Annotated in this window: 20 protein-coding genes and 1 tRNA gene; 8 read left to right on the top strand and 13 right to left on the bottom strand. The window is 57.9% G+C overall.

Annotated features, from left to right (window positions below; genetic code table 11):
* Window positions 1-252: 252 nt before the first annotated feature.
* Window positions 253-1,716, bottom strand: a complete 1,464-nt coding sequence (gene rpsA, locus ABRP84_RS07310; protein WP_005280312.1) for a 30S ribosomal protein S1 — start codon at window positions 1,714-1,716, stop codon at window positions 253-255.
* Between the two features lie 249 nt (window positions 1,717-1,965).
* Here rpsA and ABRP84_RS07305 point away from each other — a divergent pair, with 249 nt between their 5' ends.
* Together ABRP84_RS07305 and ABRP84_RS07300 are read left to right on the top strand one after the other, a co-directional pair.
* Window positions 1,966-2,697: a class I SAM-dependent methyltransferase gene (locus tag ABRP84_RS07305; RefSeq protein ID WP_349853191.1), complete on the top strand. Its 732-nt coding sequence runs from the start codon at window positions 1,966-1,968 to the stop codon at window positions 2,695-2,697.
* 10 nt (window positions 2,698-2,707) lie between these two features.
* The gene (locus ABRP84_RS07300) at window positions 2,708-3,175 is read left to right on the top strand and encodes an RDD family protein (protein ID WP_349853190.1); all 468 of its coding nucleotides are present in this window, start codon (window positions 2,708-2,710) and stop codon (window positions 3,173-3,175) included.
* An 859-nt stretch (window positions 3,176-4,034) separates the two neighbouring features.
* On the opposite strand, the gene ABRP84_RS11285 is transcribed toward ABRP84_RS07300, so the two are convergent.
* Both ABRP84_RS11285 and polA read right to left on the bottom strand, forming a co-directional pair.
* Entirely contained in the window at window positions 4,035-4,253 is a 219-nt protein-coding gene (locus ABRP84_RS11285; protein ID WP_502879797.1) for a hypothetical protein, read from the bottom strand.
* A 7-nt stretch (window positions 4,254-4,260) separates the two neighbouring features.
* Window positions 4,261-6,909, bottom strand: a complete 2,649-nt coding sequence (gene polA / locus ABRP84_RS07290; RefSeq protein WP_349853189.1) for a DNA polymerase I — start codon at window positions 6,907-6,909, stop codon at window positions 4,261-4,263.
* 144 nt (window positions 6,910-7,053) lie between these two features.
* Between polA and ABRP84_RS07285 the strand changes: the two genes are divergently transcribed.
* From ABRP84_RS07285 to ABRP84_RS07265, 5 genes are all read left to right on the top strand, one after another.
* Window positions 7,054-7,127: transfer RNA gene (locus tag ABRP84_RS07285), tRNA-Leu, on the top strand.
* Between the two features lie 367 nt (window positions 7,128-7,494).
* Complete coding sequence (locus tag ABRP84_RS07280) at window positions 7,495-8,331, top strand: DUF368 domain-containing protein (protein WP_349853187.1); 837 nt, start codon at window positions 7,495-7,497, stop codon at window positions 8,329-8,331.
* A complete protein-coding gene (locus ABRP84_RS07275; protein ID WP_126318923.1) occupies window positions 8,331-9,218 on the top strand; it encodes an ABC transporter substrate-binding protein in 888 nt (295 codons plus the stop codon). Before ABRP84_RS07280 ends, ABRP84_RS07275 begins: the two co-directional genes overlap by 1 nt.
* On the top strand, window positions 9,211-10,164 hold the full coding sequence (locus ABRP84_RS07270) for an amino acid ABC transporter permease (RefSeq protein WP_349853185.1): 954 nt from the start codon (window positions 9,211-9,213) through the stop codon (window positions 10,162-10,164). Before ABRP84_RS07275 ends, ABRP84_RS07270 begins: the two co-directional genes overlap by 8 nt.
* Complete coding sequence (locus tag ABRP84_RS07265; RefSeq protein ID WP_349853184.1) at window positions 10,164-10,928, top strand: amino acid ABC transporter ATP-binding protein; 765 nt, start codon at window positions 10,164-10,166, stop codon at window positions 10,926-10,928. The genes ABRP84_RS07270 and ABRP84_RS07265 overlap by 1 nt, the downstream gene beginning before the upstream one ends.
* A 31-nt stretch (window positions 10,929-10,959) precedes the next feature.
* Here ABRP84_RS07265 and ABRP84_RS07260 read toward each other — a convergent pair whose 3' ends face one another.
* Genes ABRP84_RS07260 through ABRP84_RS07225 form a run of 8 tightly spaced genes read right to left on the bottom strand, consistent with a single transcriptional unit; the run spans window position 10,960 to window position 18,189 of the window.
* A complete protein-coding gene (locus ABRP84_RS07260; RefSeq protein WP_349853183.1) occupies window positions 10,960-11,706 on the bottom strand; it encodes a TSUP family transporter in 747 nt (248 codons plus the stop codon).
* Window positions 11,703-12,176 (bottom strand): pantetheine-phosphate adenylyltransferase, encoded by a 474-nt coding sequence (gene coaD, locus ABRP84_RS07255; RefSeq protein ID WP_349853182.1) that lies wholly within the window; start codon window positions 12,174-12,176, stop codon window positions 11,703-11,705. Before coaD ends, ABRP84_RS07260 begins: the two co-directional genes overlap by 4 nt.
* 16 nt (window positions 12,177-12,192) lie before the next feature.
* A complete protein-coding gene (rsmD, locus tag ABRP84_RS07250; RefSeq protein ID WP_349853181.1) occupies window positions 12,193-12,786 on the bottom strand; it encodes a 16S rRNA (guanine(966)-N(2))-methyltransferase RsmD in 594 nt (197 codons plus the stop codon).
* Window positions 12,787-12,999 (bottom strand): acyl-CoA carboxylase biotin carboxyl carrier protein subunit, encoded by a 213-nt coding sequence (locus tag ABRP84_RS07245; RefSeq protein ID WP_349853180.1) that lies wholly within the window; start codon window positions 12,997-12,999, stop codon window positions 12,787-12,789.
* 19 nt (window positions 13,000-13,018) lie between these two features.
* Window positions 13,019-15,145: an ATP-dependent DNA helicase RecG gene (locus ABRP84_RS07240; protein WP_349853179.1), complete on the bottom strand. Its 2,127-nt coding sequence runs from the start codon at window positions 15,143-15,145 to the stop codon at window positions 13,019-13,021.
* Between the two features lie 2 nt (window positions 15,146-15,147).
* Complete coding sequence (locus tag ABRP84_RS07235) at window positions 15,148-16,500, bottom strand: DAK2 domain-containing protein (RefSeq protein WP_349853178.1); 1,353 nt, start codon at window positions 16,498-16,500, stop codon at window positions 15,148-15,150.
* A 10-nt stretch (window positions 16,501-16,510) separates the two neighbouring features.
* Window positions 16,511-17,149 (bottom strand): uracil-DNA glycosylase, encoded by a 639-nt coding sequence (locus ABRP84_RS07230; protein WP_349853177.1) that lies wholly within the window; start codon window positions 17,147-17,149, stop codon window positions 16,511-16,513.
* A 2-nt stretch (window positions 17,150-17,151) separates the two neighbouring features.
* Entirely contained in the window at window positions 17,152-18,189 is a 1,038-nt protein-coding gene (locus ABRP84_RS07225; RefSeq protein ID WP_349853176.1) for a thiamine-phosphate kinase, read from the bottom strand.
* On the opposite strand from ABRP84_RS07225, the gene ABRP84_RS07220 reads away from it, so the two are divergent.
* The gene (locus ABRP84_RS07220) at window positions 18,137-19,036 is read left to right on the top strand and encodes a DUF3515 domain-containing protein (RefSeq protein WP_349853175.1); all 900 of its coding nucleotides are present in this window, start codon (window positions 18,137-18,139) and stop codon (window positions 19,034-19,036) included. The genes ABRP84_RS07225 and ABRP84_RS07220 overlap by 53 nt on opposite strands.
* 14 nt (window positions 19,037-19,050) lie before the next feature.
* Here ABRP84_RS07220 and ABRP84_RS07215 read toward each other — a convergent pair whose 3' ends face one another.
* The gene (locus tag ABRP84_RS07215) at window positions 19,051-20,118 is read right to left on the bottom strand and encodes a D-alanine--D-alanine ligase family protein (RefSeq protein ID WP_349853174.1); all 1,068 of its coding nucleotides are present in this window, start codon (window positions 20,116-20,118) and stop codon (window positions 19,051-19,053) included.
* 22 nt (window positions 20,119-20,140) lie between these two features.
* Complete coding sequence (locus ABRP84_RS07210) at window positions 20,141-21,139, bottom strand: NAD(P)H-dependent glycerol-3-phosphate dehydrogenase (protein WP_349853173.1); 999 nt, start codon at window positions 21,137-21,139, stop codon at window positions 20,141-20,143.
* Between the last annotated feature and the right edge of the window lie 147 nt (window positions 21,140-21,286).

The raw sequence follows: 21,286 nt of genomic DNA, 5'->3' as shown, positions 1-21,286 counted from the left end.
GGATTATAAGTGAGAGGCAACACAAACAAAAGTCCAATTTAGTGGCCTTTAGTGGGGATGGTTGCCTTTTCTACAGGCGTCATCAATTCGCCACAGGTCAAGGAACTGACAATGGAAAACTAACACGCAATCGTTTGCATCCACTGTCATAAAACTCACAAAGCCGCGTCCTTCCTCCCCTAAAGGAGAAGGACGCGGCCAGTGCAGCTGTGTGAAGCTAGGGACTATCTCACCTTAGTTTCCAAAGGCGCCTTAGTTGCCGGCGAGCTTATCGCGCAGTGCGGCGAGCTGCTCGTCAGAAGCCAAGGATCCGCCGGACTCTGCCTGAGTCTCCGATGCCGGAGCCGCATCGGTGGAGTCAGAAGAGTAGTTGGAGGATGCTTCAGCGGACTCTGCAGCCTCTGCGGCGGCAGCGCGGTTGCGCTCGATCTGAGCAGTGTGCAGGTTGAAGCGACGCTCGGACTCTGCGTAGCGTGCTTCCCAAGCCTGACGCTGCTCGTCGAAGCCTTCCTTCCACTCGTTGGTGTCTGGGTCGAAGCCTTCTGGGAACACGTAGTTGCCCTGCTCGTCGTAGGAGTCAGCCATGCCGTACTTGGACGGATCGAACTCTTCAGAGTAGTCCTCGTCAGCCTGCTTGACGGACAAGGAAATACGACGACGCTCGAGATCGATGTCGATGACCTTGACCATAACTTCCTGGCCAACGGTAACAACCTGGTCCGGAACCTCGACGTGGCGCTGTGCCAGCTCGGAGATGTGAACCAGGCCCTCGATGCCTTCCTCGACGCGAACGAACGCACCGAACGGAACCAACTTGGTGACCTTGCCCGGAACAATCTGGCCCACAGCGTGGGTGCGGGCGAAGACGCGCCATGGGTCTTCCTGGGTTGCCTTCAGGGACAAGGAAACGCGCTCGCGGTCCAGATCGACGTCCAGAACCTCAACGGTTACCTCGTCACCAACGGTGACAACCTCAGATGGGTGGTCGATGTGCTTCCAGGACAGCTCGGAAACGTGAACCAGGCCGTCGACACCGCCAAGATCGACGAAGGCGCCGAAGTTGACGATGGAAGAGACAACGCCCTTGCGGACCTGACCCTTCTGCAGCTGGTGCAGGAACTCGGAACGAACCTCGGACTGGGTCTGCTCCAGGTATGCACGGCGGGACAGGACAACGTTGTTGCGCTGCTTGTCCAGCTCGATGATCTTAGCTTCCAGCTCCTGGCCGATGTACGGCTCAAGATCGCGGACGCGACGCATCTCAACGAGGGAAGCAGGCAGGAAGCCGCGCAGTCCGATGTCAAGGATAAGGCCGCCCTTGACGACCTCGATGACGGTACCGGTAACGGGCTCTTCCTTGGCCTGCAGTTCCTCGATGGCGCCCCAAGCGCGCTCGTACTGTGCGCGCTTCTTGGACAGGATCAGGCGGCCTTCCTTGTCCTCCTTGGTCAGGACAAGTGCGTCAACCTCATCGCCAACCTCGACGACCTCGTCGGGGTTGACGTCATGCTTGATGGACAGCTCGCGGGAAGGGATAACGCCTTCGGTCTTGTATCCGATGTCCAGCAGTACCTCGTCGTGGTCGACCTTGACGACGGTACCCCCGACAATGTCACCATCGTTGAAGTACTTGATGGTGGCGTCTACAGCTGCGAGGAAGTCCTCTGCGGTTCCGATATCGTTGATCGCAACCTGAGGGGTAGTAGAAGATGGCATATTGTAAAAATGCTCCGAATAAATGTAGGAAATCGTTCGTGGACAACTGCGTGTCTCTCGAATTAAAAGCCCATCCAACCTGCACAAACACGCGAGATTGAGGCTATATTCGATCCCGCCGCGTGATTGCCCCAAGCTTTCCTACAATAGCCCGCAACAACCCGCAGCATAGACATGCTCGTAAAAGCCTACATCCGTCCAGCTTATACGGCAAATACAGCACGCCGCCTAGAAAGGTAAAACTCCCCAGTGACTTCACCCTCTCGCGCCAATCAATCCCACTGGGATGGTGATGCGGCCTCTTATCATGTTGAACACCCCGAGTACCTCTCCTCTTTTTATTGGTGCCCAGAGATGTTGCGCGAGGCCGATGCGCAGTTGCTTGGCGATGTCTCATCTGCCACTGTCCTCGAAATCGGCTGCGGGTCTGCTGCCTGCACCCGATGGTTGAGCGATCGAGCGCGGTTTGCCACTGGATGCGATATCTCTCGCGGGATGCTCTCGCACGCCGCCCCTGGTCTCGCGCTTAGTCAAGCCGATGCTTTGGCGCTCCCCTATGCCGCAGATTCCTTTGACGTGGCATTTTCTGTGTTCGGCGCATTCCCCTTCCTCGCCGATCTCGATGCCGCGCTCGCGGAAGTTGCCCGCGTATTACGCCCAAGCGGGCGCTTTGTTTTCTCCGTGACCCACCCAATGCGGTGGATCTTCCCCGATGATCCCACCAACCTCACCGCAGCAATAAGCTATTTCGACCGCGCCTACCTGGAACACGATCCCCCCGGCACCCTGACTTATGCCGAATTTCACCGCACCATCAGCGATTGGTTCCGCGCACTCCAAGGTCGCGGCCAATTTCTCATCGAGGACATCATCGAACCGGAATGGCCGGAAGGCTTGGACACCACGTGGGGCCAGTGGTCCTTGCAGCGCGGGGAGATCTTCCCAGGAAGCATAATTTTCATCTGCCGCGCACACAGCTAATGTGTAGAACATGATCGTCGAAAGACTCAAAATGCTGCTGCGGCGCGCAGTTGCATGGTGGATCGATGCTTTTCTCGTAGCTGCCATTATCACCGTGCTGCGGTGGGTCATCAATGCGCTTGCCGATGCCCCTTTGAGCGGCAGGCCCCAAGAAATATACGACGCCGTTGCACTCGCCTTAGTGTTTTATATCTACCGCGTGTGGGTGGAAACTAAGAAGTCTACGTCTCTGGGCAAATGGTCGATGCAGTTAGAAATCATTCCGGCCCGCTCCCCGCTTGTCACGGCGTGCTTGCGAAACTCGTGGCTGCTGCTCACGCCCTTGACGCTTACAGGCTGGGGCATAGACGCCGTTATCCTTATAATTCTCGGCCTTTCTGTTGTGGCCATCGGCCAAACGCCCTTTGACCTTTTGGCGGGATGCCTGGTGGAAAAGCGGCCTCAGGCAGATTCTACTTCTACGCGCGGCCAAAAGTAGTACACCAAGGCGGCAATAGTTAATGCTACAAACGTCCACGAAAACGGAAAGGCCATTGCCACTACGGTAGTCCCAATCATCACCCCAGCCGCCTGCCTGCGGTATCGCCAAGGGTTCTCATCGGCGTCTGCGGCATCTCCGGCCGCAAGGAAAAATCCTAAGGCCATGATGGCATAGAAACCGAAATAAAACCTATCCTCATTCACCACGCCCTGAAAGCCAAGCTCCCCAATCTTTCCCGCCGGATATGCAACTTGAACCGCCCACATGGATTCGAAAAGGCGAAGCCCAAAGGGCTGTGGTTTCTTCGTTATCCTTCTCCCGAGCACCTTCATACAAACAACATATACCCTAGGCCACAGGGCCCCTTAAGAGCTCTTCCACTGCTGGTCGACACGACTACGGGCATATTCCAGATTTTCCCATCTACTCAAACGGAATAAAAGCTGGGACACTTCAATCTGGTTCATTCAGTAGGATGAACCTATGCAACAAAGATCGTCTCCACGGCTGGATTCCACGGCAAGGCTCTCGCTTTGGCAATGTGGGGACTTGGCTCAAACGGCTTTCTAGCTGCCGTGGCCTCGAAGTGTTAGAAAATTATCACAGAAAGTGGCAGGTTAAGGCATGAATAAGAGAAACCCAAGGGCACGGTGCCTAGCCTGGGCACTTGCAATCGCGAGTGCAATAGTTTTTATATTTGGCGTTATCAGGGTGTTTTCTATGGAGAATATAGAATGGAGAATTTATCCTGAATTCTTCATAGCAACCACACTTGCTGTCTTTTCGATAATGTTTTTCCGATACGATAGTTGATTTCAGCAGCGAGAGCGTCAAGCTTTTGTGTGTGGGGCTAGGTTTATAGGTATTTGTCGAAGCGGTCGGGAAAGGCCACGGCCATCCGGTTGATGGCAATACTGCAGATCATCAACCACAACGTCCTGAGTGCTGATTCATCGTTGGTGAACTGCACCCTGTTGCGAGTGGGCCTGCCCCTCCAAAAGCCCACCTCGGGCAGCATCCGCTCTGCGCGTTCTTTTAACTCCGCGCGCGTCAACGGGGCATCGATAAGCCCCATCACCGGCTTAGTGGGCCGCCGCATCCCAATCGGTACCGGCACCTGCAGAGACCTCGAGTGGAACGTTGAGCTCGATAGCGGAATCCATCTCTCGTTCCAGAATCTCGCGCACTTTCTCCCCCTCTCCTGGAGCCACTTCTACCACCAGCTCATCATGCACCTGGAGCAGCACACGGGAATCCATACCGCGCAGAGCACGGTCGACGCGAATCATCGCCACCTTGATGATATCCGCGGCCGTTCCCTGGATGGGAGCGTTCAGCGCAGCGCGTTCCGCGTTTTCGCGGGCCAAACGGTTATCGGAGTTAAGCTCCGGCAGGTAGCGGCGGCGACCAAAGAGCGTTGCAGTATAGCCATCCTTGCGGGCTTGCTCTACGACATCATCTAGGTATTTCTTCACGCCGCCAAAACGCTCAAAGTAGCTTTCCATAATGGACTTGGCCTCACCCGCAGGGATTGCCAGCTGCTGCGATAGACCGAATGCGGACAAGCCATAGACAAGGCCATAGGACATGGCCTTAACTCGGCGGCGCAGCTCAGGGGTCACCTGGTCTACAGGCACATCAAAGACCCTAGAACCAACGAAATTGTGCAAGTCCTCGCCGGCCTTATAGGCCTCTATCAACCCCGGATCGGCAGAAAGGTGCGCCATGACGCGCATTTCAATCTGCGAGTAGTCCGCGGTCATTAACTGCTCAAATCCCTCGCCCACGATAAATGCCGAGCGAATCTGACGGCCGGCCTCCGTACGCACCGGAATATTTTGCAGGTTTGGCTCCGTCGAGGACAAGCGCCCTGTCGAGGTCACCGTCTGGTTAAAGGTAGTGTGAATGCGCCCATCTGGCTGGATAGTCTTGATGAGGCCCTCCAGCGTGGTCTTCATCTTTTGATACTCGCGGTGGGCCAAGAGGTGATCTAAAAACGGGTGCGGGTGCTTAATGGCTAGCTGCTCGATTTCCTTAGCGGCCGTGGAATAGCCCGTCTTCGTCTTTTTCGTCTTGGGCATATCGAAGGTCTCAAAGAGCACCTTTTGCAGCTGTTTAGGAGAGTTCAAGTTGAGCTTGTTATCGCCAGCGAGCTCCCGCGCGGAGCGTTCTTGTTCCGCCACCTGCTCCACAAAGGCATCCTTTTGCGTTTCCAGAATGTCCACATCGACCGCGATACCCGTAGCCTCCATGCGCGCCAGAATGGTCACCAGCGGCAATTCCAAGTCGGTATAGAGCTCGAAAGAGTCGATGTCCTGCAGCTCTGCGGTGAGTTTTTCCGCAAGCTCCATGATTGCCGCTGCCTGATCTACCAGGGAGGAACTATCGAGCAGCGACATCTGCTCCGAGGCGGCGCCGAGGGACTTTTGAAGGTGGCGCTGGTAGACATCGGAAAGCTCGTATGTGCGCTGGCCTGGGCGCAGGATATACGCCGCCAAGGCGGTATCGTGGGCGATCCCGTCGAGTTCAATGCCGCGCCCGGCCAACATGTGGAATGCAGCCTTCGCGGCGTGGAGATACTTAGGGGCCGGCGATTCGAGCCACTGGACCAGAGCCTTTTCCTCATCGGCGGAAAGTTCCCCGAGCTCTATCTGCAGGCCGTGGTGCTCGCGGTCCACAAACGCGATGGCAGAGGCATCGCCTTGGCCCGGGGTACCCTCGCCTTGCACGTACACGGCCACGTGCTCGCGACCAGGTAGCCACTCGCTCAGCGGAGCATCATCAATGGTGAGCTCGACATCTGAGGTCTCCGCGGCTTGCTCGGCAGCCTCTGCTCCATCATTGGGGATGGCAGATAGGACACGATCGCGTAGGTTGCTGCCAAACTCCAACTCATCGAATTTTGCGGCGACATCGGCAACCTTGGCTTCCCTGAAAGCTAGATCGCCCGGGCCGACGTCCAAGTCCATATCGGTAATCATCTGGGTGAGCTTCCGGTTCATCTGCACCTGTTCGATGCGCTCGCGGAAGTTATTTCCCACCACGCCATTGATTTCTTCGGCGTGCTCTACCAAGGAGGGCAAGTCTCCATACTTGACTATCCACTTAGTGGCAGTCTTTTCTCCCACTTTGGGGATGCCGGGGAGATTATCGGAGGGATCGCCGCGCAAGGCAGCAAAGTCGGGATATTGCGCGGGAGTAAGACCGTATTTATCCTCGACAGCTTCCGGCGTAAACCGGTGCAGTGTGGATACGCCCTTCATGGGATAAAGCACCGTCGTCGAGTCCGTAACCAGCTGCAGGTAATCGCGGTCACCGGTGACAATGAGCGTCTCGTAGTCACGGGCGTGGGTAGCCAGGGTGGCCAAAATATCGTCGGCCTCGTAATTTTCACGCGAGAGCGTCGTTATCCCCAAGGTCTCCAAGGTATCGCGGATGATATCTACTTGGCCCTTAAATTCTTCCGGCGCAGCCTCGCGCTGCGCCTTATAGTCCGGGAACATCTCCGTGCGGAAAGTCTTCCGCCCCACATCGAAGGCAACCGCAATCGCATCCGGCTTTTCCTCAGAGACGATATTAGACAGCATGGACAAAAAGCCATACACGGCGTTGGTGTGCTGGCCACCAGAGGTGGAAAAATTTTCCACCGGCAGGGCATAAAAGGCACGAAATGCCATCGAATGGCCGTCAATGAGCAAAAGGCGGGTCTGTTTGGAAGTCACCTGACCCATACTAGGCAACACCGTGGACACGGCAATACCCCACCCAACTTCAGCCCGTTGAGCAGGGGTTTTCACCAGAAGGGGACCCCAATTAGGAATTGCGCCAGCCCCTGCGCTAATATTTCCAACAGTCAAAGGCACTCGCTTTTGATTGCCCCTGTAGCCCAATTGGCAGAGGCAACGGATTCAAAACCCGTCCAGTGTGAGTTCGAGTCTCACCAGGGGCACGCTTAAACCCCGCTTCTTTCCGGATACACTTTTTGGAAGGAAGCGGGGTTTCGTCATGCCAGACTGTTTGCCGCTTGCCTCTTCACAACTGCCTCGATTCAGCGTATATCCTTCTGCGAATTGCATATTTACACACCGCCCGAGGGGAATGAACTACGCAAAATAATGCGCTTTAACCTCGAGACTTTAAGCGAGAGTCAATCTCATATAGGGTAGATAATCGTTAAAGTAATGAAAGATATGCAGGCTTAAGCGAGCGCGGTCTTTACTTCCCCGCGCGGTTCGACCTTGAGCAACGAGCTTTTTGGCGCCCTGAGTGGCCCGTCAACCGCAGTCATGTCTTATACCCAGGTAGATTTTTAACTTATGCACTATATTTTGAACGCCATTCGTGGCGCCCTCATCGGTATGGCCGAGCTGGTTCCCGGCATCTCCGGCGGAACCGTCGCCCTCATCGTGGGGATTTATGAGCGCGCCGTTCGCAATGCCAATGACCTCATTTCCGGCAACTTTAAAAAGGTCGAGTGGTCCTTTCTGGGCTCCGTCGCCGTCGGCATGCTCATCGCCGTCTTTGGCTTTTCCACGCTCCTATCCAACTTCGTCGACAACAATGTTTCTGCCTCCAGCGCCCTCTTTTTAGGCATGGTGGTCGTCTCCATCATCGTTCCGCTATCCATGTTGTCTAAGGCGGAGCGCACCGCCCCCTCCTCCATCATTGCGTTTATCGCTGCTGCCGTCGTAATTTTCATCGTCACGGGCTTTACCTCAGAGCCACACGATGACCCGAGCCTCATCGTGGTCTTCTTTGCGGCAGCGATTGCTGTATGCGCGCTCATCCTGCCGGGCATTTCCGGCTCGCTCATCCTGCTGACTATGGGGCTATACCAGCCGATCATCGGCGCGGTATCAGACCGTGAGTTGGGCACCATGGGTGTCTTTGCATTAGGCGCCCTGTGCGGCCTCGCCGCCTTCATCAAATTGCTCAACTATTTGCTGAGCACCCACCGCGCCCCAACCCTGGCCGCGATGGCGGGCTTCATGCTGGGCTCCCTGCGCGCCCTGTGGCCGTGGGGTGCAGACCAGGATGCTTCTTCGGGCGCCATCATCGGATATTTCATCCTCGGTGCCATCATCGTGTCCATCTTCATCTACGTAGACCGCAGGAACGCACGTGCCATTGGGGAAAGGACGGCGGAATATTAATGCCCTGGGCGATTAATCATCGACCACTCACGGCTGCCGTTATGGCGTGTGTACTCCCCTTGAGCGCGTGCGTGGTCAACGAGGAGGATTCGACTCCAGAGGGCTGGGAGGAACCACAGACCAGCGAGGTTCCCGAGATCGCCGCGATGTACCACGACGATGACGGCGTGCTGACGGCGGGAACGAACCCGCCCTATGCCCCGTTTCAGCTCAAGGACTCCCACGGAGATCTGCAGGGCGTAGAGCTCGACCTCGCCCGCGCCGTAGCCGGGGTGCTGGGTCTGAAATTCCAGGCCCTGGAGCAAGACTTCTCCATGATCTTGCCGGCGGTACAGTCCGGGCAGATAGACATGGGTGCTTCCGGGTTTACGGATACGGCCGATCGCCGCGATGAGTTCGACTTCGTGGATCACCTCTATGCGGGCATCCAGTGGGCAGAGCTTGTCGATGGCCCCAACAAGGTCGATCCCCAAAACCCTTGCGGTCTGACCGTCGCCGTGCAGCGCACCACCGTATCCGAGACCGACGATGTGCGCCCCAAGCAAGAGGCCTGCGACGGCGATCTCACCGTCTTGTCCTATGACACCGGGGATAACGCCGCGCTCGCCGTCCTGATGGGCCGCGCCGATGCCCTATCCGCAGACTCGCCGGTAACGGCTTGGGCGGTCAATCGCTCCGAGGGAAAGATGCGCGCAGTGGGCGATATGTTCCAGGCCTCTCCTTATGGCTTCGCGGTTCCAAAGGATTCGGACTTGGGCAAGGCCTCGGCTGCGGCCCTCCAGCACCTTATCGATACCGGTGAGTACGCGGAGATCTTGGCCCGCTGGGGAATTGAAGATGGATTAGTAGACCAGGCGATGATTAATGAAAGGCCCATCAATGGTTAACGAGCACAAAGACACATCCGGCCCTACGGCACAGCAGGAGTCACCCGCCAAGATTGAAGCCCGGCCACTGCGCCATCCCTGGCGGTGGATCTTTGCCGCTGTGCTGCTGATCCTCGGCCTGTGGTTTGTCATTGCCTCCGCGCGCAACGAGGCCTTCGGGTGGGATACGTACTTTCACTATCTCTTTGACCGGCGCATCGCCATCGCCTCCCTGCACACGATTGCAATCACCATCTCGTCCATGATCATTGGCGTGGTAGGCGGTGCCATCCTCGCCGTGATGCGTATGTCGCCCAACCCCATCCTGCGCGCCATTTCCTGGATCTTCCTATGGATCTTCCGTGGCACCCCAATTTACGTCCAGCTGGTCTTCTGGGGTCTGCTATCTGCGATTTATCAGTCCATCAACTTGGGCTTTGCCGAGGTCTCTTTGCAAAGCGTGCTGACCAATGCCTTCTTCTTGGCGGTCATGGGCTTGGGCCTCAATGAGGCCGCCTACATGGCCGAAATCGTGCGCTCGGGCATTTCCTCTGTCCCAGAAGGGCAAAAGGAAGCCTCCAAGGCCCTTGGCATGTCCTGGTGGATGACCATGCGGCGCACCGTATTGCCGCAGGCAATGCGCATTATCATCCCACCGACAGGCAATGAGTTCATTTCCCTGCTTAAGACCTCATCACTGGTGGTAGCCATCCCCTATACCCACGAGATCTTTGGGCGCGCTACCGACATTTCCGCAGCCCTCTTCCAGCCAATTCCGCTCTTGATGGTCGCTGCCTCGTGGTACTTGGTTATTACTTCCGTGCTCATGGTGGGCCAGTACTTCCTCGAGCGCCACTTTGAGCGCGGCGCCACCCGCGAGCTCACCGGTCGCCAACTTGCCGCGCTTGCCGATGCCGAAGGTACTATCCCCCGCAACGTCTCCGTAATCCAGGAGGGTAAAAACTAATGACTACTCCCATGATTTCCGCCCAGAATGTGCACAAATCCTTCGGGCAATTCGAGGTGCTCAAGGGCATCAACTTAGAGGTCCAGCCCGGCGAAGTTGCCTGCCTTTTGGGTCCTTCCGGTTCCGGTAAGTCAACCTTCCTGCGCTGCGTTAACCACCTGGATAAAGCCACGGCGGGCCGCCTCTATGTCGATGGCGAACTAATTGGTTATCGCGAAAAGAATGGCGTCCTGTACGAAGTGAGCGAGAAGCAAGCTGCACAGCAGCGCTCCAGTATCGGCATGGTATTCCAGTCCTTCAACCTCTTTCCTCACCGCACGGTTATTGAAAATATCATTGAAGCACCGATGCAGGTCAAAAAGGTGCCGGAGGATAAGGCCCGGACGCGGGCCATAGAGTTACTAGACGAGGTGGGGCTTGCGGCCAAGGCCGATAACTTCCCGGTCCAGCTTTCCGGTGGCCAGCAACAGCGCGTTGCCATCGCCCGCGCCGTGGCGATGGACCCCAAGCTCATGCTTTTCGATGAACCTACCTCAGCCCTCGATCCCGAGCTCGTCGGTGAGGTCCTCCGCGTCATGAAGGATCTCGCGGCCCAGGGTATGACCATGCTCGTGGTTACCCACGAGATGGGTTTCGCGCGCGAGGTTGCTGATAAAATCTTCTTTATGGATGGCGGCGTAGTTCTAGAGTCCGGTACCCCCGCTGAGATGCTCGAAAACCCACAGCAGCCGCGCACCAAGGAGTTTCTGTCCTCTCTGCTTTAATTGGTTCTCGCGCGGTGCCAGCCGCGCCTGCCTAGGCGCCGTAGGTGACGATGCCGCGAATCAGTGCACTCAAAGCCCCAAGGCTGGCTACCGACAGCGACAGTGCGCGCGCGACATCCCGAGAAACGACATGCGCGATGCGTGACCCCAGCCAGATGCCGATGAACATGCCGACAATTCCCGCGGGCCAAATGTTCCAAGGCAGGCCATCGAAGCTCGCAGCACCAAGCGCAGTCTTGGTGATAACGGAAAACAATCCACCCACCACAAAAATCGGCTGCAACGTCGCCGTATACATGGCTTGCGGCCATTTGGCCGCTTGGGCATAGACGGTGATGACTGGGCCTGCTACTCCTGCCAAAGTATTGGTAAATCCGCCAAGGATGCCCGCAGAAATGGCCGGGCCCTTGCCCTCGAGTGGCGGGATGAACCTAGCGCCGTAGGTCACCACCGCCAAGGCGATGAGAAGTGCTGCACCTACCACTATCAATAGACCTGCGGTATCGATCTTGCTAATTAACGCCGCAGCCGCCAAGGACCCAATAACCATCACTGGTGCAATGAGCCCAAACATTCTCCAACTGACATTGCGGCGAACGGTCACCGTGGTAAGCAGGGCATTCACCGCCGCCAAGACGTTGATCACAAGGATGCCTTCTACTGGGCCCATTACCAACATGAGTATGGGCCCGCCAATAAGACCAAGTCCCATGCCGGAGACACGTTGCAGGGTGGATCCTGCAACAACGACGCCAAAAATAATCAGCGCCAATATCATCGGCGGTATTTTTCTTTCACCGCTTGAACTACCGGATCAGGAAGCATGCCGGTGACCTCACCGCCGAATTGCGCGACCTGCTTGCACAGCGAAGAGCTGATGTAGCCGTACTTTTCATCGGTAAGCAAAAAGACCGTATCGATGCCGGACAAGCGCCTGTTCATCTGGGCCATCGGCAGCTCGTATTCATAGTCCAAGGAAGAACGCAGTCCCTTGACCAAAACGTCAACGCCGTGCTGCGAGGTATAGTCCACGAGCAGGCCAGACCAATAATCCACGTTAATGCGCGAATCCACGCTCTGGCGGATGAGATCCATGCGCTCGTGCACGCTAAAAAGCCCGGAAGGCTTTTCTGGGTTGCCAGTTACTAGCACCGTAACCTCATCAAACATCTTGCTGGCGCGCTCGAAAATATTGACGTGGCCAAGAGTGATGGGATCAAAAGACCCGGGGCACACGGCTGTGGTCATAAAAAAATCGCTTTCTCTAGTTATCTAAAGTTTCGTCGGCATCGTCGGTACTGGGACGGGTATAGACTGCCATATCCATACGCGCGATGCCGAAGGTACGCTTCTTTAATTTCTGCCCAGTCGGCACAAATCCCTCTGGCCACTCGGTTTCGGGCGATTCGACGTGGCGTTCAATAACCACCATTGCGCTATCTGTAAGCACAGGCTCGAGTGCGGCCACGAGCCCGGCGACATCATCAAACGCATAGGGCGGATCAGCTAAAACCAGATCAAAATAACCGCGCGGGGCACTGGCCAGGTACGTGGATACCTTCCTTTCCTCCACGCGTGCACCAGGATGCTTGACCACGCCTATGTTGTACTTGATGGTGGAGACCGCCGCAGGGTTAGACTCCACTAGGACTGCCTCATCAGCCCCACGACTTAATGCTTCCAACCCCAAGGCGCCGGATCCGGCGAATAAGTCCAGCACCTTGGAGCCCGAGAATCCCCAGCGGGCATTCAACGAGGAAAAGAGGCCTTCCCGTGCGCGATCAGCGGTCGGGCGCGTTCCCTCTGCAGGAACCTTAATAGTCCGCCCCCGCGCTTCGCCTGAAATAATCCGCGTCATTTACGCTTCTCCAATCTCCATAATTAAGTCTCCGCCAATAACATCGCTAAAGTCTGCCACCGCTATATGAGAAATAGTCCCTGGGCCTGGGGATAAAACGGGCGATTCCAGCTTCGTTGCCTCAACGGTGGCTAGCGCCTGACCAGTGCTAATTTTCTCGCCTACATCGACATGGCAGCGAACGATGCCCGCGAAGGGGGCGAAGATTTTCATACCCATAGCCTAACCCCTCTCAGTTTTTCTCCAAGTATTCCTGCTCGCTTTGACTCAAATTCCGCGTCAGCTCCTCAGCTAACTGGGGGTTGCGCTGGACCATGGCATACGCATCCGCGTGAGTGCGCTCGACAATATCTTGGTCATCGGCAAGGTTGAGCAACCGCAGCGTCCGGTGCGTACCAGATTGCACCGCACCCAGGATATCGCCCTCGTGGCGTTGCCGAAGGTCTAATTCCGCAAGGTCAAACCCGGACGAGGTCTGGGCAATCTGGGTTATGCGCCTATACGAGGGCGAATTATCCTCCGCTTTCGTATGCATCAGGCAAATGGACGCATTGCCGCCGCGGCCTACGCGCCCGCGTAATTGGTGTAACTGGGAGACGCCGAAGTTCTCTGCCTCGCGGATGAGCATGACCGTGGCATTGGGAACATCGACGCCCACCTCGATAACCGTGGTCGATACCAAGATATCGATCTCTCCCCGAGCAAAAGAGGTCATGACCTCATCTTTATTCGGCATCTTGCCATGCAGGATATCTACCCGCAATCCCCTCAACGGGCCGGCGGCAAGCTGTTCCGCCAACTCAACAACGCCGCCCTCGCCCTCGATGCGCGGACAGACGATATACGCCTGGTGGCCATGCGCTACTTCCTCACGGATGCGCTCTAGCGCCCGCGCCACCCATATGGGGCGCCACTCCGCTACCACGGCGGATTGAATCGGTTTTCTCCCACCGGGCAGCTCAGCAAGCGTCGATACCGCGAGATCGCCAAAAATCGTCATGGCGATGGTGCGCGGGATGGGCGTCGCCGTCATGACCAAGACGTGGGGGCTTATCCCCTCGCGCGTCTTAGACCGAAGGCTATCGCGCTGCTCGACGCCAAAGCGGTGCTGCTCATCCACGATCACCAAACCCAAATCGAAGAACTCTACCGATTCTTGAATGATGGCATGCGTGCCGATGACGATATTTGCCTCACCTGAGACGATATCGAGAAGGGCTTGACGCCTCTCAGCTGTCCGCATGGAGCCGGTGAGGAGCACCACCTTGACCCCTTCTGGGACCGACGTACCAATGGAAGCCGCGTGCTGGGAGGCCAAGACTTCGGTGGGAGCAAGCAACGCCGCCTGGCTTCCGGCATCGATGGCCTGCAGCATGGCGCAGGTGGCGACCATGGTTTTTCCCGAGCCCACCTCGCCCTGCAACAAGCGCATCATGGGTAAGGAACCAGACAGGTCATCATCGATCTCAGTGATGACCCGTCGCTGGCCTCGTGTGAGCTCAAAAGGCAGGTGGGTCAATAACTCTTCGCGGAAGCCGCCCAAAATGGCGGGCATCGTCGGCGCCGTGTGCGCGTGCGCATCGCGCTGGCGCAGCGCCATGACCAGGCCAATGGAGAGCGCCTCGTTGTACTTGAGGCGCTGGATCGCGCGCTGCGGGCCAGCCGCGCCGGGCTCATGGATTTCGCGCACCGCTTGGTCCAGGCTGATAATCATCTGCTGGTCTAATGGTTCCCGGATGGTTGGGGTGTGCGAGAGCACGTAGTGGATGGCCCCCATGAGGTACCACGAGGTGATCTTTGCCGTGGCGGGATATACCGGGATCCATTCCCGCTCGAGCAATAATTTATCGAGTCGGCCGAATTGGGACAGGTTGCGCAGGGACCCAGTTGCCTTTTGGGGCTTCTTCTTTCCCGCCGCAGGCGCCTGGTAGGCGGCGAGTTCCCCGTCTGGGCGTCCGAAGGCATCGATTTCTACGAAATCCGGTTGTTGTAGCTGGGGCTGCTGGCGGAAATATTTCAATTTTCCGCTCATCATAACCCGCTGCCCGCGATGGAGCATGCGCAAGACGTACATTGCATTAAAAAACGTGGCGATAATATGACCATCGAGCTGGACGTTGATGATGGTGGTCTTGCCCGTATCGCGGGTCGTTATTCCCGTTACGGTTCCGGTGACGGTGACGATCTCGCCCTCGGCGGCATCGCCAAGCCCCACGTCTTGATTGTGGCGAATGTAATCGCGCGGATAGTGCGCTAAGAGTTCCCCGCAGGTCTTATATCCCAGCGCTTTGGTGATCTTGGTAGCGTCTTTTTTATCCAAGACATCGGTCAACGGGCGATCATCTTGCCAGCCAAGCATCGCTATTCCACCCCAATCTCAGTGGGAATATCCGGCACCTGCAGGGCCACAACGTCGACGCCAAGCTCTGCCGCCAATTCTTCCTGCGAGATAGTAAGCGGGCTAATGACCGTGACCTGCTCCCCGCCTGCGGCGAGCAGCTGGCGGCACATCTTAGCGATGGCTTCTTCAGATTCTTCCGCTGGGTGCGCCACCCGCATCGACTGCGCCGCATCGCGCATGGATTCTACTACCGCGGCGGTATCCGCATTATCCGGCTCATAGACGGAGATGGCGGCAAGCCCCGCCGCAAGCGAAGAAATGTCCACGGTATGCGCTGCAGTTGCGTGTTCTTCTAGCCCGCTGGATAAGACGATGTCCTCGCCAGCCGCGTGGATGGTTTCTCCTGGTTCGACCACCGTAACCCCAGCGGACTGCACAAGCTCAGCCACGGGGCCGGCGGGCACTGCGGCATAGACGGTGCGCGTATGACCGGCGCCAGTGTCTCCGCGCGGGGCCGAGGTCTCCGGAAGTGCCTCAAGCCGCAAGTTACTGACCGATCCTGCGGCAAAGGCGGTTTCGATGACCTCACCGGCCTGGGTGGAATGGATATGGATGGAGGCGCTATCCTCTCCTGCCTGCGCGATGACCAGGCTCGTGCCCAAGGGGGCAATCTTCTCCTTCAGTACCGCGCTATCGCCTTCGAAAAAGAAGACCACCTCGAGTTCAGTGACGGTCTCTTCCATGGATTCGGCTGCGTGGCTGGTAGTGCCCTCGATTTCTGCAAGGAGGGCTTCTAAAAGGATGACTAAACCGGCACCGCCTGCATCCACGACCCCGGCTGCACGCAGTTCTGGCAGCTGCGAGGGTGTTTCCGCAAGGGCTTTCTGGGCTGCCGAAATCGTCTCCGCTACGACGCCGTGAAAACTAGATTCGGGTTGCCGCGCGGTGTGCTCCGCCTTTTCTGCCGCACACCGCAATACGGTAATGACCGTGCCTTCCACCGGCTCTGCAATGGCTCGGTCCACGAGCTCTACCGCATGCATGAGGGAGGCGGCAAAGATGGCGCCATCGATGCTGGAATCCACGGTGGCCTCCGCGATCCCGCGCAGGACCTGCGAGAGGACCATTCCGGAATTTCCCCGCGCCCCGCGCACGGCGCCCATCGCAAGCGCGGCCGCAACGTCGCCGCCACCCTTTTCCACCTCGGCGACGGCGGCTTCCATGGTGTGCGCCATATTCGAGCCGGTATCAGAATCCGGCACCGGAAAAACGTTGAGCGCATTGATTTCGGCGCGACGATGGGAAAGCTCGCCTACAGCGCGGTGCGCCCAATTGCGCAATCCGTGAGCGTCCAGCGTGCTGGGGTATGACATGCGCAATAGTTTACAAGTCCCACGCGATCTCTCGCGCGCCTTGGTCCCGCAAAAGGGCGTTTGCCCGGGAAAATGGGCGGGAACCAAAGAACCCGCGGCTGGCCGAGAGCGGCGAAGGGTGCGGGGAGGTAATGCAAGGCACATCGGGGAGGAAGCGCTCGCAGGATTGGGCATCGCGGCCCCATAATATGGCGACCATCGGGGTGCGGTTAAGAGCGCGGATGGCGGCTTCGGTCACCTCTTCCCAGCCAATGCGCCGGTGCGAGCCCGCCTGTCCCGGTGCCACGGTTAGCACCCTGTTAAGGAGCAAGACTCCCTGGTCGGCCCAGGCGCTTAGATCGCCGTCCTCGCGCCCGCGAACGCCCACATCGTCATACAGCTCGCGGTAAATATTGACCAGGGACCGCGGGGGTTTAACCCCCTGCTTGGTGGAAAAGGCCATCCCCATCGCGTGGCCCGGGGTGGGATAGGGGTCTTGGCCAACGATGAGCACGCGGACATCGTCAAGCGGCATCTGCAATGCCCTGCATACGTCTTCTGCCGGCGGCAGGTAATCCTGATTGTCCAGCGCCTGAGAAATCCGTGGCCACTGCTGCTCCAGCACCGGCGCGAGAACCGGTTCCCACGAGGGATGGTAAGTCGGGTGCATATCTAAAATCCTGCCCATCCTTCTGCATAACGGGGTCGTTGACCATCTACGGTGATGCCGCTGCCGCGCGAGACGGTGCCGATTTCCCGGAACCCCGAAGGCGCCTGCTTTGCGGTGGTTCCAATCAGGGTATGGTCCTCGCCGCCGGCTAGGACCCATTGCCACGGATCGCAGTCAAGGACGGCGGCCGCGGCGTGCAGGAGTGGATCGGGTTGGATGGCATCGACATCCAAATCAATGTGTACACCAGAGCGCTGCGCCATGGTCCCACAGTCTTGGATGAGGCCATCGGAATTATCGGTCATGGCCGTAACCTCGGCGGCGCGGGCAATAACGCCGCGTCCGGGGCTGAGCCAGGGGGCGCATTGGGCATCAATGAGCGGGTACAAATCCGCATGCTCTGCCGGCAGATTGCGGCCAAAGCGCTGCAGCAGGGACAAGCCTGCTGCGGCGTGGCCAATCTCGCCGTGGGCCACGACCTTCTGGCCCGCCCGCGCCGCATCAAGGGTCAACGCGGCCCGGCTGCCGCCCAAAAAGCCAATGGCGGTGATATTGATAACCAGCAGGTCCGATTTCGTAATATCCCCGCCCACCAGCTCAGCATTGTAGAAAGAGCAATGCTCGGCGATGCCCTTGGCCACGCCCCTGACAAAACTCACCGGCGTGTCGCTCGGTGCAGCGATAGCTAAAAGGGCCGCCACTGGGCGCGCACCCATGGCTTCGATATCGGCGAAGTTGCGCAGAATGGCCTTTTTGCCAATTTCGCGCGGCGTAGACCATTCCCGCAGGAAGTGCCGGCCATCTTCCATCAGATCGGTAGAGGCCACCGTGCGTGAATTAGGTGGTGCCGCGAAAAGCACAGCAGCATCATCGCCATTCAAGCTACTGGGAGCGGCCGTTGTGATTTCTCGAATCACCGCCTGCTCCCCCACGTCCGCGAGAGTCTGACTTAAGTTCACCGGCATCCTTTCGATAAAATGAGCCCCTATGACATCCCAATTTAACCGCACCGCGATCTTCATTTCACTTGGGTTGTCCATAGTGATGGTTCTAGCGGTCCTTTTCGGCGCGAAATACGTATTCACAAACACAGCCAAGGCCCCCGTGGCGGTCTCCCCGGTGGATTCCCCCGAGGCCAACTCGCAGGCGTGCACGGACTTTGTGCATGCGCTTCCCGATGAAGCCATGGGTCAACCGCGCGCCGATGTTGCGGAACCCGTTCCCGCCGGCGTTGCCGCCTGGGCCGCCAATTCCCAGGAAAAGATAACGGCGCGCTGTGGTGTTGCCATGCCCTTCCAGTACACCGATTACTCCACCACGCAAGATATCGATGGTGAGCAGTGGTTCAAGGTCAAGGACGCAACATCTGGCTCTAACCTTTCTACCTGGTATTCGACCCAACGCTTTCCCGTCGTGGCGGTAACGACTTTTAATGACGAAGAGCCGAAGGACCTCAACGAGGCCGTTTCTACCCTGGAGAATAAGCCAGCGGAGACCCACCCTGCCCCGTTGCGCGATCTGAAACCGGCCAAAAATGACCGCTGCGCCGCAGTAGAAAAGGCGCTGCCGGACGAGATTGCGGATGGCTACCACCGCCGCGATGTAGACGATAAGGACACCTACGTGTGGAGCTCTGAGGGGCACGAGGACATCGTCGCGCGCTGTGGCGTCGCCCAGCCGGAAAATTACGAGGCAGGCGTGCAGCTCCAACAGGTCAACGACATTGCGTGGTTTGAGGACACGACCTTGGCGCAAGGCACTACTGCTGGAACCTGGTTTGCGCTAGGCCGCGAGAATTACCTGGCGCTGCACGCCCCGCAGGATTCCGCGCAGGCAGCACTGGTGGCCCTAAGCGATATCACCGCGGAGCACGTCCCAGAAAGGTAAAGGAAGCCGCAGACCTACGCGGTGCGGGCTTCTGCGCTGGCGATGAGTACCTCAAGCAGCGTGGGGTAATCCACGCCAGAGGCCGCCAGCACCTGCGGGTACATGGAAATCGGGGTAAATCCCGGCAGGGTATTGACCTCATTGATGTACAGGCCTTCTTCAGTGACGAAGAAGTCCACACGGGAAAGGCCGGCGCAGTTGAGCGCTTTGAAGGCCCGAATCGCCATATCGCGCAATTGCGCCGTGAGTTCTTCTGGGAAAGGCGCGGGAATTTGGGCTGTGACCACGTTATCTAGGTATTTGGTCTCAAAGCCATAGAAGCCCTCATCGGAGTCATCAATGCCCTTGAGCAGCGCCGGCACCGAGGCAATAAGCTCGCCATCTGGGTATTGCAGGACGCCGACCTCTACCTCGCGGCCGACGATTTCTGGCTCGACCAAAATCTTGTCATCGTCTTCCAAGGCAATGCGCACGGCTTCTGGAAAATCCGCCCAGTCGCTCACCTTGGATACTCCAATCGAAGAGCCCCCGCGGGCGGGTTTGACGAAGACCGGCAGGCCAAGGCGGTCTTTTTCTTCCGCGGTCAATTCCGTGCGGCCCTGCACAATGACCTCTGGTGCCACCGGCAGGCTCGCGGCGGATAAAATCTTCTTGGTAAATTCCTTGTCCATTCCCACCGAGGACGCCAATACGCCAGGGCCCACATAAGGGATTCCGGAGAGCTCGAAAAGCCCCTGCATGGTGCCGTCTTCACCATAAGGCCCATGGAGAATGGGAAAGATAACGTCAACGTGGGCATACAGCGAACCGTCACTAATCGTGCGGATTTCACCCTTACGCGATGGATCCGCAGAAAGCGCCAATTCCGTGCCGCGCTTGACCTCAGGCATGACGCCATCGACGATTTCTAAGCCCTCGGTATCGCCCGGCGTCCACGTACCCTCGCGCGTAATGCCGATGGGCACCACCTCGAATTTTTCCGGATCGAGGTGCTTCATGATTGCGCCTGCGGATACGCAGGACACGGAGTGCTCGGTACTGCGGCCACCGTAAAGGACGGCCACGCGGGTCTTTTCAGTCATGGGCGATGATTTTACCTTTCTGCTACTCCGACTTCTTGGAGCGACCCATAAGGGCGATGATCATATCATCGACAGCCATGCCCTGATGGCACACTCCGTAGACGGCTTCCGTAATGGGCATCTCTACCCCAGCCTGCCGGGCTAGGCGGAAGATGGAATCAGAGGAAAACACGCCCTCTGCTACCTGGCCATTGGTGGCCGTCTTCGCTTCTTCTAGGCTGCCGCCTTGACCGAGGCGATAACCGAAGGTCCTATTACGCGAGAGCGTGGAGTTACACGTAGCCACCAAATCGCCCAACCCCGCCAGGCCGGAAAAGGTGAACGGCTCCGCGCCCAAGGCCGTGCCCAGGCGGGTAATCTCCGCTAAGCCGCGGGTAATCATCGTGGCCATGGTGTTATTGCCCAAGCCCTTGCCCGAGGCCATGCCGCAGGCCAAGGCAATGACGTTTTTGCAAGCACCACCGATCTCCGCGCCGATAACATCGGTATTTGTATAGGGCCGCAAGTAGGGCGCGGCGATGGCCGCCTGCACCGCCTTGGCGCGTTCTTCGTCAGTGCAGGCGATGACCGTCGCCGTAACCTGCCCCTGCGCTACTTCTTTAGCTAGGTTGGGCCCAGATAGCACCGCCACGCGCTGCGGATCCACGCCGGCTGCATCCACGATGACTTCGCTCATGCGCTTGAGCGTGCTGGTTTCTACGCCCTTGGATATGGAGACTAGCGTGGAATCCTCGGGCAATAGGGGCGCCCACCGTTCCACGTTGGCGCGCAAGGACTGGGACGGCACGCCTAAGACCACGATATCCGCGCCGGAAAGCACCTCTGCCTCATCGTGCGTGGCGCGCAGTGCCGCCGGAAGGTGGATATCCGGCAGGTAATCAGGGTTGGTATGCGTTTCGTTGATCGCTTCCGCCAATTCGGCCCGTCGCGCCCACAGGGTGACATCGTTGCCTGCGTCCGCAAATACCTTGGCCAGGGTGGTGCCCCAGGAACCGGCACCCATTACCGCTACTTTTACCATGGCTTCCTCCAAACGTTTTTCCTATTAGTTCCACCTTAAGGCATTTATCGCTCTGGGCGTGGCAAGGATGCGGCAGGGATCTCCCCCGTGGAACAATGATTATGAGGTTAACGCCAATTTTTCAGTCACCGAAGAAAGGCACGAAAA

The organism is Corynebacterium sp. KPL2861 (genome assembly GCF_040225475.1).
Taxonomy (GTDB): domain Bacteria; phylum Actinomycetota; class Actinomycetes; order Mycobacteriales; family Mycobacteriaceae; genus Corynebacterium.
The sequence above is the reverse complement of the archived record's forward strand: the minus strand, read 5'-3'. Positions and strand labels throughout refer to the sequence as shown.